The following is a 13,706-nucleotide window of genomic DNA, read 5'->3' as shown; positions in this document are numbered from 1 at the left end:
GACCGAACCTTACAAGTGCCTCACGCGCCTCAGAAGAGCACGCTCATAAAGGCGCCGACCTCCTGGAATCCGACACGGCGGTACGCGGCCCTGGCGGGGAGGTTGTAGTCGTTGACGTACAGCGAGACGACCGGCGCGACGTCGGCGAGGGCGTAGCGCAGGACGGCGGCCATGCCGGTCTCGGACAGGCCCCGGCCCCGGTACTCGGGGGCGACCCAGACGCCCTGGATCTGGCACGCCTGGGGGGTGGCGGCGCCGATCTCGGCCTTGAAGACGACCTTGCCGTCCTCGATGCGGGCGAAGGAGCGGCCCGCGCCGACGAGCTCGGCGACGCGGGCCTGGTAGAGCAGGCCGCCGTCGCCCGCCATGGGCGAGATGCCGACCTCCTCGGTGAACATGGCCACGCACGCCGGCATGATCACGTCCATCTCGTCCTTGCGGATGCGGCGGACGTACGGGTCGGGCGCCACGTCCGGGGACGGCCGGTCGGTGACCATCAGCGGCTGGTGCGCGCGGACGTCCCGGGCGGGGCCCCAGCCCGGTTCGAGGAGCCGCCACAGCTGGGCGGTGGGCTCGGCGGGGCCGACGATCGACGAGCAGCGGCGGCCGGCCCGGCGGGCGCGGTCGGCGAAGGCGCGGACGGCTTCGGGCGTGGCGCAGATGGGGACGAGGTTGGCGCCGGAGTAGCAGAGCGAGCGCAGCCGCCCGTCCGCGTACCAGCCCCACATCTCGCCGCCGAGGCGCCAGGGGTCCAGCCCGGCGACCTGCACGCGGGAGGTGACGAACGCGTTGGCGACAGGCTCGCTCTCGAGGACGGCGAGCGCGGCGCCGAGGTCGCTGGGCTCGAGGACCCGGGTGGTGGTCTGCGTCAACACGAGGGGGCCTCACCATGCGTTCCATACGGGTCCTGGCACTGTACCTGCCGGTGCGGGTGAAGCGGCAGGACGCGGGTGCGCGGCCCCTGCGCGGGGGCGTGCCCCCCGGGGCGGGGGCGTCCCTCCGGGGCGGGGGCGTGCCCCCGGGCTCGTTGCGGCCCCGCACCCCCGGACGGCCGCCCCGGTTGCGGCCCCTTGCCCGGGGGCGCCCGCCCCCGTTGTCGGCAATCGCTCGGGGCGCCCACCCTCGTCGTGGGCAGTCATTCAGGGGCGTACACCCGTTGCGGGCCCTCGCCTCCGGAGCGCCAGCCCCCGTTGTGGTCCTTCAGTCCGGGTCGGCACCCCGCTGTGGGCAGTCGCTCGGGGGCTCGCCCACCCCGCCCGTTGTGGGCAGTCGTTCCGCTGGGGGTCCCCCCAGGACGAAGTCCTAGGGGGGAGGAACGGGTGGGCACAACGGAACCGGGGCGGCGCCCTTTTTCGGTTCCCCCCGGCGCGGTGCCCGAGCGGCGGCTACCCCCGGTGCGTGGGGGCGGGGCCCCTCCGGGCTCACCTCCTCGAGGCCGGCGGCCTCGGGTCGCTCGCAAGGGAGCCCTTTCGGAGCCGCCAACCTCTGCGGGGGCGACCCTGCACGGCCCCACCCCGGCCGGACGCCGACTGCGGATGGGGGGTGGTGTGCACGGGCCCGGCGGGGTCGGACGCTGGCTGCGGATGGGGGGTGGTGAGCACGGCCCCCCCGGCCGGAGGCCGACTGCGGATCGGGGATGGTGGGCACGGGCCCGGCGGGGTCGGGGGCGGAACGGCGCGCGCCCCGGGGCCGAGGCGGCAGCCGGGGCGCGGGGAGCGCGGGGTCAGCTCACGGAGACTTCCGGTTCGCCGGACATGACGCCGTCCTTCTCCATCTGCTCGGCGATCTTCATCGCCTCTTCGATGAGGGTCTCCACGATCTTGGATTCGGGCACGGTCTTGATGATCTCGCCCTTGACGAAGATCTGCCCCTTGCCGTTGCCGGAGGCGACGCCCAGGTCCGCCTCGCGGGCCTCGCCGGGCCCGTTGACGACGCAGCCCATGACCGCGACGCGCAGCGGGACCTCCAGGCCGTCGAGGCCCGCGCTGACCTGATCGGCCAGCTTGTAGACGTCGACCTGGGCGCGGCCGCAGGAGGGGCAGGAGACGATCTCCAGGCGGCGCCGGCGGAGGTTGAGGGACTCCAGGATCTGGATGCCGACCTTGACCTCCTCGGCCGGGGGCGCCGAGAGGGAGACGCGGATCGTGTCGCCGATGCCCTCGCTGAGCAGGGCGCCGAAGGCGACGGCCNCGGAGGCGACGCCCAGGTCCGCCTCGCGGGCCTCGCCGGGCCCGTTGACGACGCAGCCCATGACCGCGACGCGCAGCGGGACCTCCAGGCCGTCGAGGCCCGCGCTGACCTGATCGGCCAGCTTGTAGACGTCGACCTGGGCGCGGCCGCAGGAGGGGCAGGAGACGATCTCCAGGCGGCGCCGGCGGAGGTTGAGGGACTCCAGGATCTGGATGCCGACCTTGACCTCCTCGGCCGGGGGCGCCGAGAGGGAGACGCGGATCGTGTCGCCGATGCCCTCGCTGAGCAGGGCGCCGAAGGCGACGGCCGATTTGATGGTGCCCTGGAAGGCGGGACCTGCTTCGGTGACGCCGAGGTGCAGCGGGTAGTCGCACTGGGCGGCGAGCTGCCGGTACGCCGCGATCATCACGACCGGGTCGTTGTGCTTGACCGAGATCTTGATGTCGCGGAAGCCGTGCTCCTCGAAGAGGGAGGCCTCCCACAGCGCGGACTCGACCAGCGCCTCCGGGGTGGCCTTGCCGTACTTCTCCAGCAGCCGCTTGTCGAGGGAGCCCGCGTTGACGCCGATGCGGATCGGGGTGCCCGCGTCGCCGGCGGCCTTGGCGATCTCCTTGACCTTGTCGTCGAACTGCTTGATGTTGCCCGGGTTCACCCGGACCGCCGCGCAGCCCGCGTCGATGGCGGCGAAGACGTACTTCGGCTGGAAGTGGATGTCGGCGATGACCGGGATCTGCGACTTGCGGGCGATCGTCGCGAGCGCGTCCGCGTCGTCCTGGGTGGGGCAGGCCACCCGTACGATCTGGCAGCCGGACGCGGTCAGCTCGGCGATCTGCTGGAGCGTGGCGCCGATGTCGGAGGTCCGGGTCGTCGTCATGGACTGCACCGACACGGGCGCGTCGCCGCCGACGGCCACCGAGCCGACCTGGATCTTGCGGCTGACACGGCGGTCGGCCAGCTTGGTCGGAACGGACGGGATACCGAGAGAAATCGCGGTCATCTGCTGTGCAACCCCAAGGTCTGAATCGCGGTCCCGAGATCGGCGGGCTCCAGCTTCGAGATTACAGGCCCCCAATGACAGGGCCGGACACCACGGGGTGTCCGGCCGCTGTCGTTCACGCGTACGTACGCCGTGTGTCTACGAGATTTTTACCGGGTTGACGATGTCCGCGACCAGCACGAGCAGCGTGAAACAGATGAAGATCCCCGCCACCACGTAGGCGACCGGCATCAGCTTGGCGACGTCGAAGGGACCGGGGTCGGGGCGCCGGAAGACCTTGGCCACGTTCCGGCGTACGGACTCCCACAGCGCGCCCGCGATGTGCCCGCCGTCCAGCGGGAGCAGCGGCAGCATGTTGAACAGGAAGAGGGAGAGGTTGAAGCCGGCCAGGAGGGTCAGGAAGGTCGCGATGATGTTCTGCGTGGGGATGTCCAGGTTCATCACCTCGCCGCTGATCCGGGCGGCTCCGACGACACCGACCGGGGAGTCCGCCTTGCGCTCGCCGTCGCTGAAGGCCGCGTTCCACAGGTCGGGGATCTTGGAGGGGAGGGCGACGATGGCCTCGACGCCGTTCTCGATCATGTCGCCCATGCGGTCCACGGACTGGCCGAAGCCGAGCGGGAGGATCTCCGTCTTGGCGGCGAAGCCCAGGTAGCCGGCCGGTACGTACTTGCCCTCGACGACCTCGCCGTCCTCGTCCTTCTGGACGACTTCGTTCTTGATCAGGGTGGGGTGGAGGGTCAGTTCCCTGCCGTCACGGACGACAGTGAGATCGGCGGGTCCGATGGTGGCGCGGATGCGCTCGGAGAGCGTGGCCCAGTCGTCGACCGGCCTGCCGTCGAAGGCGACGATCTTGTCGCCCGGCTTGAGCCCGGCGGCGTGGGCAGGGGACACCGGGTCGCCCTTGGCGCAGGTGTCGCGCTTCTCGCTCTGCTCGATGACGCACTTCTGTACGCCGGCGACCTCCGTCGTCTGGGTCGCGAACCCGAACGTCATCGAGACGCCGAGGAAGATCGCGACGGCCAGGATGAGGTTCATGAACGGGCCGGCGAACATCACGATGACGCGCTTCCAGGGCTTGCGCGTGTAGAACAGTCGCGTCTCGTCGCCGGGCTGGAGCTCCTCGTACGCCGCCGACCGGGCGTCCTCGATCATGCCCCGGAACGGGGACGTGGAGCGGGCCTCTATGCGGCCGTCGTCGCCGGGCGGGAACATCCCGATCATGCGGATGTAGCCGCCGGCCGGGATGGCCTTGATGCCGTACTCCGTCTCGCCCTTCTTGCGCGACCAGAGGGTGGGGCCGAAGCCCACCATGTACTGCGGCACGCGGATGCCGAAGAGCTTGGCCGTGGACAGGTGGCCGAGCTCGTGCCAGGCGATGGAGAACAGCAGCCCGACCGCGAAGAGCGCGATGCCGAGGATCGTCAGCCAGATCGTCATGCGCGAGCCTCCGCGGTCGCCTTCGCCGTCAGTTCACGGGCCCGGGCGCGCGCCCAGGTCTCCGCCTCCAGGACGTCCGGCATGGTCAGGGAAGTTCCCTCGGCCGGGGTTCCGTGTTCGGCGACGACCGCCGTGACGGTGTCCATGATGCCGTTGAAGGGCAGCCGGCCGGCGAGGAAGGCCTCCACGCACTCCTCGTTCGCGGCGTTGAACACCGCCGGGGCCGTGCCGCCCAGCTCTCCGACGTGGCGGGCGAGGCCGACGGAGGGGAAGGCCTCGGTGTCGAGGGGGAAGAACTCCCAGGTGGACGCCGTGGACCAGTCGAAGGCCGGGGCCGCGTCGGGGACGCGCTCGGGCCAGCCGATGCCGAGGGCGATCGGGCCGCGCATGTCGGGCGGGGTCGCCTGGGCGAGGGTGGAACCGTCGGTGAACTCCACCATGGAGTGCACATACGACTGGGGGTGTACGACGACTTCGATGCGGTCGAAGGGGATGTCGTAGAGCAGGTGGGCCTCGATGACCTCCAGGCCCTTGTTGACGAGGGTCGCGCTGTTGACCGTAATCACCGGGCCCATGGCCCAGGTGGGGTGCGCCAGGGCGTCCTCGCGGGTGACGTGGGCCAGTTCCGCCCGCGTACGGCCGCGGAAGGGGCCGCCGGAGGCCGTGACGACCAGCTTGCGGACATCGGCGCGGGTGCCGGCGGCGAGCGCCTGGAAGAGCGCGGCGTGCTCGGAGTCGACCGGGATGATCTGGCCCGGCTTGGCGACGGCCTTCACCAGCGGGCCGCCGACGATCAGCGACTCCTTGTTGGCGAGGGCGAGGGTGCGGCCCGCTTCGAGGGCGGCGAGGGTCGGCGCGAGGCCGATGGAGCCGGTGATGCCGTTGAGCACGGTGTGGCAGTCGGAGGCAGCGACCTGGGTGGCGGCGTCCGGTCCGGCGAGGATCTCGGGCAGCGGGTCGGAGCCGTAGATCTCCTTCAGCGCCTCCCGCAGCGCGGGCACCGCCTCCTCGCGCGCCACGGCCACCGTACGCACCCGGAGCCGGCGCGCCTGCTCGGCGAGGAGCCCGGCCCGGCCGCCGGCGGCGGACAGGGCGGTCACGCGGAAGCGGTCGGGGTTGCGCAGCACCAGGTCGATGGCCTGGGTGCCGATGGACCCGGTGGAGCCGAGGACGACGATGTCCCGGCGGCCTTCGGACGGATCGAAGGCGATGTGCGGGTCTGCGAGGGGGGCTGGGCTGTCGCTCATGCCCCCATTCTTGCCGCATCCGCGGCGTGCCCGGACCCGGCATCCCCTAAGCCGGGGAAGTGAACTTCCCCCAATGGGCGTGGAAGTCCGGGAACGTCTTGCGTACGCAGCCCGGGTCGTCGAAGGAGATGCCGGGGGTGCGGAGGCCGGTGACGGCGAACGACATGACGATGCGGTGGTCGCCGTGGGTGGTGATTTCGGCGGGGCGGGGGGTGCCTGGGTTGATTTCGATCCAGTCGGGGCCGGTGGTGACCGTGATGCCGAGGCACCGCAGGTTCTCGGCGCAGGCCTCCAGCCGGTCGCACTCCTTGACGCGGGTGTTGGCGACGTCCTCGATGCGGACCGGGCCTTCGGCGTACGGGGCGAGGGCGGCGAGGGTCGGCATGGTGTCGGAGATGTCCCGCATGTTGACGGTGAGGCCGCTGAGGCGGCCGGTGCCGCGCACGGTGGTGGCGTCGGCGGTGATCGTCACGTCGGCGCCCATCCGGCCAAGGACGTCGACGAAGGCGAGGTCGCCCTGGAGGGCGCCGGTGCCGAGGCCCTCGACGGTGACCTCGCGGCCGGTGAGCGCCGCGGCGGCGAAGAAGTAGCTCGCGGTGGAGGCGTCGGGCTCGATGGCGTACGTGGTGGCGCGGTAGCCGGTCGGGGGGACGGTGAAGACGTTCTGCTGGCGGGTGGGCTCGGCGCCGAAGGCGCGCATCATCGCGAGGGTGATCTCCACGTACGGCTCCGAGACCAGGTCCGTGACGGTGATCGACAGGCCCTCGGTGGTGAGCGGGCCGAGCATCAGCAGGGCGGTGAGGTACTGGGACGACTGCCCGGCGTCCAGGGTGAGCGCCCCGCCCTTGATGCCGGAGGCGGCGATCCGCAGCGGGTGGTGGCCCTCGGCGCCCTCGTGGCGCAGGTCGACGCCCAGGGTGCGCAGCGCCTCGGTGAGGGGGCCGAGCGGACGGCGCCGCATCTGCGCGGAGGCGTCGAACCGGAAGTCGCCGTGCCCGGCGGCGGCGAGCGTGGGCAGGAACCGGGCCGTGGTGGCGCCGTCACGGCAGTAGACGTCGGCGGTGGAGGCGGCCGGCCCGGCGGGGCGGCCCTGGACGCGCCAGGCGCCGGGGCCGCGCTCGACCTCGTACCCGAGGGCGGTGAGCCCCTCGGCGAACCCCTCGGTGTCGTCGGACACGAGCGGGCGGACGAGGGTGGTGGTGCCGTCGGCCGCGGCGGCGAGGAAGAGGGCGCGGGCGGTGACGGACTTGGAGCCGGGGATGTCGATGACGGTCACGGCGCCCATCCTGCCGTCCGGGGGCGGGTGGGCGCCGCGCGTCTCACGAACTGGTCAGCGGATCGGGCGGTGGACGTTCTCCCTCGCCGAGGGGCCCGGGGTGGCGTCGGCGATCCAGGGGCCGTCGCCGCTGGGGTCGATGATGCCCTCCTCCAGCCAGGTGTACGTGCCGGACAGGACGCCCTTGACGACCTTGCGGTCGAGGTCGTCGGTGTTGTTCCAGAGCCGGCCGAACAGTTCCTCCACCCGGATGCGGGACTGGCGGCAGAACACGTCCGCCAGTTGGTACGCCTCGCGGCCGTGCGCCTCCGTCGTACGCAGCAGCTCCGCCCGTACGCAGGCGGCGCTCATGGCGAACAGCTCGGCGCCGATGTCGACGATCCGGCCGAGGAAGCCCTGCTTGGTCTCCATGCGGCCCTGCCAGCGGGACATGGCGTAGAAGGTGGAGCGGGCCAGCTTGCGGGAGGTGCGCTCGACGTAGCGGAGGTGGGTGGACAGGTCGGCGTGGCCGGCGGGGTGGAAGTCGGTGTACGCGCGCGGCAACTGGCCCGGTCCGGCGACGAGTTTCGGCAGCCAGCGGGCGTAGAACACGCCGGCCTGGGCTCCGGCCTTCGCCTTGTCCCCCAGCGACTTGTCGGGGTCGATGATGTCGCCGGCGACCGCGAGGTGGGCGTCGACGGCCTCGCGGGCGATCAGCAGGTGCATGATCTCCGTCGAGCCCTCGAAGATGCGGTTGATGCGCAGGTCGCGCAGGAGCTGTTCGGCGGGGACGGCCCGTTCGCCGCGCGCCGCGAGGGAGTCGGCGGTCTCGTAGCCGCGGCCGCCGCGGATCTGGACCAGTTCGTCGGCCATCAGCCAGGCCATTTCGGAGCCGTACAGCTTGGCGAGGGCGGCTTCGATGCGGATGTCGTTGCGGTCCTCGTCGGCCATCTGGCTGGAGAGGTCCAGGACCGCTTCCAGGGCGAAGGTGGTGGCGGCGATGAAGGAGATCTTCGCGCCGACGGCCTCGTGGTGGGCGACGGGCTTGCCCCACTGCTCGCGTACGGCGGACCACTCGCGGGCGATCTTCAGGCACCACTTGCCGGCGCCCGCACACATGGCGGGCAGGGACAGCCGCCCGGTGTTGAGGGTGGTGAGCGCGATCTTCAGTCCGGCGCCCTCGGGGCCGATGCGGTTGGCGGCCGGGACGCGGACCTGGTGGAAGCGGGTGACACCGTTCTCCAGGCCGCGCAGGCCCATGAAGGCGTTGCGGTTCTCGACGGTGACGCCGTCCGAGCCGGCCTCGACGATGAAGGCGGTGATGCCGCCTTTGTGCCCTTCCGACTTCGGTACGCGGGCCATCACGACCATCAGGTCGGCGACGACCCCGTTGGTGGTCCACAGCTTCACGCCGTCGATCACGTAGTCGTCGCCGTCCGGGACGGCGGTGGTGGCCAGCCGCGCGGGGTCGGAGCCGACGTCGGGCTCGGTGAGGAGGAAGGCGGAGATGTCGGTACGGGCGAGGCGCGGGAGGTAGGTCTCCTTCTGCTCGGGCGTGCCGAAGAGTTTGAGCGGCTGCGGTAGGCCGATCGACTGATGGGCGGAGAGCAGGGCGCCGACGGCGGGGCTGACCGAACCGGCCAGGGCCAGGGCCTTGTTGTAGTACACCTGGGTGAGGCCGAGGCCGCCGTACTTGGTGTCGATCTTCATCCCGAGGGCGCCGATCTCCTTGAGGCCGTCGATGACGGCGTCGGGGATGCGGGCCTCGCGCTCGATCAGGGCGCCGTCGATCTTCGTCTCGCAGAAGTCGCGCAGCTTGGCGAGGAACTCCTCGCCCCGCTGGACGTGCTCGGTGGCGGGCAGCGGATGCGGGTGGATCAGGTCGAGCCGGAAGCGGCCGAGGAACAGCTCCTTGGCGAAGCTGGGCTTGCGCCAGTCCTGTTCGCGGGCGGCCTCGGCGACCTGGCGGGCCTCGCGCTCGGAGACTTTGGGCTTGTGGTGGGGGCCGGACATGGTGGGCTCACCTCGCCGCGTTCGGGGGCGGCCGGCCGGTGGTCCTACCGACCGGTGCTACCCGACCGTATTACCCGATTACGCGGGGTACGAAAAGACGGCCGGAGCCCCCGCACAGTGGGCTCCGGCCGCCGGTCTGAGCCGTACGGGCTACAGCGCGAGGCCCGTGAGGACCAGCACTCGCTCGTACGTGTAGTCGTCCATCGCGTAGCGCACGCCCTCGCGGCCGACGCCGGACTGCTTGGCGCCGCCGTACGGCATCTGGTCGGCGCGGTAGGACGGGACGTCACCGATGATCACGCCGCCGACCTCCAGGGCGCGGTGGGCGCGGAAGGCGGTCTGGAGGTCGTGGGTGAACACGCCCGCCTGGAGGCCGAACTTGGAGTCGTTGACCTTGGCGAAGGCTTCCTTCTCGCCGTCGACCTTGTGGAGGGTGAGGACCGGGCCGAAGACCTCCTCGCAGGCGAGGGTGGTGTCGGCGGGCAGATTCTCCAGCACGGTGGGGGCGTAGGTCGCGCCGTCGCGCTTGCCGCCGGTGAGCAGCTTCGCGCCGGCGTTCACGGCCTCGTCCACCCAGGCCTCGACGCGCTTGGCGGCGTCCTCGCTGACCAGCGGGCCGACGTCGGTGGTGTCGTCGGACGGGTCACCGGTGCCCTGTGCCTCGACGGCGGTGACGACCTTGGCGACCAGGCGGTCGTAGACGGACGCGTCGGCGATGACCCGCTGCACGGAGATGCAGGACTGGCCGCCCTGGTAGTTGGAGAAGGTGGCGATACGGGTCGCCGCCCAGTCCAGGTCCTCCTCGGAGGACCAGTCGCCGAGGACGACGGCGGCGGCGTTGCCGCCCAGCTCCAGGGTGCAGTGCTTGTGCGGCACGGACTCCTGGATGGCGTAGCCGACCGTGTCGGAGCCGGTGAAGGAGATGACCGGCAGGCGCTCGTCCTTCACCAGGGCGGGCATGCGGTCGTTGGTGACCGGGAGGATCGACCAGGAGCCGGCCGGCAGGTCGGTCTCGGCGAGCAGCTCACCCAGGATCAGGCCGGACAGGGGCGTGGCCGGGGCGGGCTTGAGGATGATGGGCGCGCCGACGGCGATGGCCGGGGCGACCTTGTGGGCGCACAGGTTCAGCGGGAAGTTGAACGGCGCGATGCCGAGGACGACGCCCTTGGGGAAGCGGCGGGTCAGGCCGAGGCGGCCGGTGCCGCCGGCGTCGGTGTCGAGGCGCTGGGCCTCGCCACCGTTGAAGCGGCGGGCCTCCTCGGCGGCGAAACGGAACACGGAGACGGCGCGGCCGACCTCGCCGCGGGCCCACTTGATGGGCTTGCCGTTCTCGGCGGAGATCAGCTGGGCGATCTCCTCGGTGCGCTCGGCGAGCCGCTTCGACACGTGGTCGAGGGCGGCGGCGCGGACGTGGGCGGGGGTCGCGGCGAACTCGTCGGTCACCGCGTGCGCGGCGGCCACGGCCTCTTCGACCTGGGCCTCGGTGGGCACGGACACCTGGCCGACGGTGCGGCCGTCCCAGGGGGAGGTGACGTCGAAGGTGGTCTCGCCGGTGGCCTGGCGGCCGGCGAGCCAGAAGGCGGTGGCAGTCATGTGCGGATCCCGGCCCTTTCGAAGCTGTGCGGAGTGGGGGTGGGGCTGTCTCTGCTCACACGGTAGGGCCGGGAAGCCGCGCGGTCGCTTGTCCGGGATGGAGTGGTACTCGGCGTCAGTTTCGCCGTTCCGTACTGACGATCAGGCACACCCCGGCCACGACCACCGCACCACCGAGGGCGATCGGCCAGGTCAGCGCCTCACCGAGGATCAGCGCGCCCAGGGCGACGGCGACGACGGGGTTGACGTAGGCGTACGTGGCGACGAGCGAGAGCGGGGCGGTCTGCAGGAGCCAGGCGTACGCGGTGAAGGCGAGCAGCGAGCCGAACACGACCAGGTAGGCGAAGGCGACCCAGGAGCGGGTGGAGAAGGCCGCCACGTCCAGGCCGCGCTGTTCGCCTCGGACGAGCCCGAGGAGGAGGCAGCCGAGGCCGCCGGCGACCATCTCGTACACGCTCGCGGTGAAGGGGTTCGCGGGCATCGGTATACGGGACGAGGAGAACGAGCCGACGGACCACAGCACGGTCGCCGCGATCACGGTGAGGACGCCGCCGATCCGTACGTCGCCACTGAGGCCGGGGAGCGCGAGGACGGCGAGCCCGGCGAGGCCGAGCAGGACGCCGGTGTACGCGCCGGGGCCGGGCCGCTCACCGAAGGCGGTGCGCAGCAGGACGACCCAGGCCGGGACGACCGCGATGAGCAGGGCGGTGAGCCCGGAGGGGACGGAGGTCTCGGCGAGGACGACGAGCCCGTTGCCGCCGAGCAGCAGGAACAGCCCGACGACGGCGGCGGAGGCGAGCTGCGGGCGGGTGACCTTCAGGACGCCGGGGCCGCGCCGCCAGGCCAGCAGGACGGCGAGGAGGGCGCCCGCGACGACGAACCGGACGCCGGCGGAGAGGAACGGCGGCATGGTCTCCACGACGACGCTGATGCCGAGGTAGGTGGACCCCCACACCACGTACACGATCGCCAGGGCGGCCCATACGGCCCCGGTGATCCGGCGGGCGGGGGGCGCGGGCCGGGCGCGAGTCCGGGACCGGTTCGGGGTTCGGGCGGGCGTGGCGGAGGGCGGGTCGACGGCGGGGCTTGTCATGCACCGGAGACTATGAATCTTGCGACCGGAACGGCAAGGAATTTGCCCGTATCCGGGCAGGGGGAGGGGTGTTCGCGACGACTTCTCGCACCCGGCGTACCACCGGGGTGGGGCCGTGCAGGGTCGCCCCCGCAGAGGTTGGCGGCGAAAGGCGGGCTCCCTATTACTGGCACCCAAGGCCGCCGGCCTCGAGGAGGTGAGCCCGGAGGGGCCCCGCCCCCACCCACCGGCGGTGCCGCCCCGGGGGCACCGGGAAAGCGCACCGTTACGTCGCCGGCGCCCCGCCCGTGGCCTTCAGGGCCAGCCAGAGCTCCATCCGTACGTCCGGGTCGTCCAGTGAGCGGCCCAGGATCTCCTCGACCCGGCGCATCCGGTACCGCAGCGTGTGCCGGTGGACGCCCAGGTCCGCCGCCGCCGCGTCCCACTGGCCGTGCCGGGAGAGCCAGGCGCGCAGGGAGGCGACCAGGTCGCCGCGGCCGGTCGCGTCGTGTTCGTACAGGGCACGGAGCATGCCGTCGGCGAAGGCGCGTACGGCGTCGTCGGCGAGGAGCGGCAGGACCGAGCCGGCCGCCAGCTCTTCGTGCTCGACCAGGGCCCGGCCGCGCCTGCGGGCGACCGACAGGGCCTGCTCGGCCTGCTTGTACGCGGCGTTGGCGGCGATCGGGCCGGTCGGGGCCGACAGGCCGATCACCAGCCCGGCCTCCTCGGCCTCCTTCTCGGCGTACGCCTCGCACGCGGCGGCCACCGCGCCGCCGTCCCCGGCCAGCACCACCAGGCGCTCGTCGTTCTCCGGCACCGTCAGCACGGCCTCCCCGGTACGCGCGGCCGCCGCCTCCAGCGTCTCGGCGAGCGCGGGCAGGGGCGGTTCGGCGTTCGGGTCCCGGTCCGCCGAGGCGGGTTCGGCGATCAGCAGCCGGAAGGGCGCGTCGAGCAGCCCGCCGTACAGGTCGCCCGCCACCGCCCGGGCGTGGTCCGGCTGCCCGGCCAGCAGCATCCGCAGCACCGCCGCGCCGAGCCGCTGCTCGGCCGCCTGGAGGGAGCGCGACCGCTCGGTGGTGAGCGTCAGCAGGGCGATGGCCGAATGGACCGCATACCGTTCCGCCGTGCCCAGCGGCGCCCCGGTGCCGACCGCCAGCGCGCCCCGCACCCGCCGCCCGCTGCCCAGCGACTGGAGCTCCACCCGGTCCTCGGTGCCGCCGACCACCGCGCTCGCCGGCGCCGACCGCTCCCGCAGCCGCTCCACGTCGGAGGTGAGCCGTGCCGCCCTCCGCGCCGCCCACTCGGGCGCCGCCGCGACCACGGCGCCGGACGCGTCGTACAGCGCCGCCCAGCCGTCCACATGGGCGGCCAGCCGCGCCACCACCGCGGCCGGGCCCTCGGCGAGGGCCGCCCGGGTCATCTCCCGCTGCGCCTCGAACCCGGCGGTCACCGCCCGGTACTGGTCCGCCGCGATCGCCGCCGACACCGCCTTGGAGATGGCGAGGAACGGGGTGCGGCGCGGCACCTCCAGCAGCGGCAGGCCCTCCTCGCGGGCGGCGTCCACGAGCGCCTGCGGCGTCTCGTCGTAGTTGACGCCGACGGCGAAGCCGAGCCCGACGACCCCGGCGGCGACCAGCCGCCGCACATAGCGGCGCATGGCGTCCGGATCCTCGGCGTCCAGCGTCATGCCGGTGATCATCAGCAGCTCGCCGCCCTCCATGTACGGGACGGGGTCGGCGAGCTCACTGACGTGCGCCCAGCGGACGGGCGTGTCGAGGCGGTCCTCCCCGGCGCGGACGGTGAGTTTCAGCGCCGAGTGCTGGACGAGCGAGGCAAGCGTGGGCGGCATGGCTGGGGACCGTCGGACTTTCGGAGGGGGAATTTCGCCGTCCCGTATGA

The 13,706-nt window shown here is 72.6% G+C and carries 9 protein-coding genes and 1 pseudogene; all 10 read right to left on the bottom strand.

Annotated features, from left to right (window positions below):
- Window positions 1-29: 29 nt before the first annotated feature.
- The 10 genes and pseudogenes from AMK26_RS12905 to AMK26_RS12860 all read right to left on the bottom strand — a co-directional run bounded on the left by AMK26_RS12905 (window position 30) and on the right by AMK26_RS12860 (window position 13,656).
- Window positions 30-875, bottom strand: a complete 846-nt coding sequence (locus AMK26_RS12905; protein WP_073754641.1) for a GNAT family N-acetyltransferase — start codon at window positions 873-875, stop codon at window positions 30-32.
- An 848-nt stretch (window positions 876-1,723) separates the two neighbouring features.
- Window positions 1,724-2,189 (bottom strand): annotated as a pseudogene (locus AMK26_RS38690) (flavodoxin-dependent (E)-4-hydroxy-3-methylbut-2-enyl-diphosphate synthase); the annotation flags it as partial.
- A gap of 1 nt (window position 2,190) precedes the next feature.
- A partial coding sequence (gene ispG / locus AMK26_RS12895; protein WP_206745194.1) for a flavodoxin-dependent (E)-4-hydroxy-3-methylbut-2-enyl-diphosphate synthase occupies window positions 2,191-3,187 on the bottom strand: 997 nt, incomplete at its 3' end.
- A 138-nt stretch (window positions 3,188-3,325) separates the two neighbouring features.
- Window positions 3,326-4,627 (bottom strand): M50 family metallopeptidase, encoded by a 1,302-nt coding sequence (locus AMK26_RS12890; RefSeq protein WP_073754640.1) that lies wholly within the window; start codon window positions 4,625-4,627, stop codon window positions 3,326-3,328.
- The gene (gene dxr / locus AMK26_RS12885; protein ID WP_073754639.1) at window positions 4,624-5,874 is read right to left on the bottom strand and encodes a 1-deoxy-D-xylulose-5-phosphate reductoisomerase; all 1,251 of its coding nucleotides are present in this window, start codon (window positions 5,872-5,874) and stop codon (window positions 4,624-4,626) included. Before dxr ends, AMK26_RS12890 begins: the two co-directional genes overlap by 4 nt.
- A gap of 46 nt (window positions 5,875-5,920) precedes the next feature.
- On the bottom strand, window positions 5,921-7,150 hold the full coding sequence (gene aroA, locus AMK26_RS12880; RefSeq protein ID WP_073754803.1) for a 3-phosphoshikimate 1-carboxyvinyltransferase: 1,230 nt from the start codon (window positions 7,148-7,150) through the stop codon (window positions 5,921-5,923).
- A 54-nt stretch (window positions 7,151-7,204) separates the two neighbouring features.
- Complete coding sequence (locus AMK26_RS12875) at window positions 7,205-9,142, bottom strand: acyl-CoA dehydrogenase family protein (RefSeq protein WP_073754638.1); 1,938 nt, start codon at window positions 9,140-9,142, stop codon at window positions 7,205-7,207.
- Window positions 9,143-9,292: 150 nt separating this feature from the next.
- Window positions 9,293-10,735, bottom strand: coding sequence for an aldehyde dehydrogenase family protein (locus AMK26_RS12870; RefSeq protein ID WP_073754637.1), 1,443 nt, complete (start codon window positions 10,733-10,735; stop codon window positions 9,293-9,295).
- A 115-nt stretch (window positions 10,736-10,850) separates the two neighbouring features.
- Window positions 10,851-11,828, bottom strand: coding sequence for an EamA family transporter (locus AMK26_RS12865; protein WP_073754636.1), 978 nt, complete (start codon window positions 11,826-11,828; stop codon window positions 10,851-10,853).
- A 265-nt stretch (window positions 11,829-12,093) separates the two neighbouring features.
- Entirely contained in the window at window positions 12,094-13,656 is a 1,563-nt protein-coding gene (locus AMK26_RS12860; RefSeq protein ID WP_073754635.1) for a PucR family transcriptional regulator, read from the bottom strand.
- Window positions 13,657-13,706: the final 50 nt, after the last annotated feature.

This window comes from Streptomyces sp. CB03234, from assembly GCF_001905885.1.
GTDB lineage: Bacteria > Actinomycetota > Actinomycetes > Streptomycetales > Streptomycetaceae > Streptomyces.
Note: the sequence above shows the minus strand (reverse complement) of the source record. Positions and strands in the feature narration are given on the sequence as shown.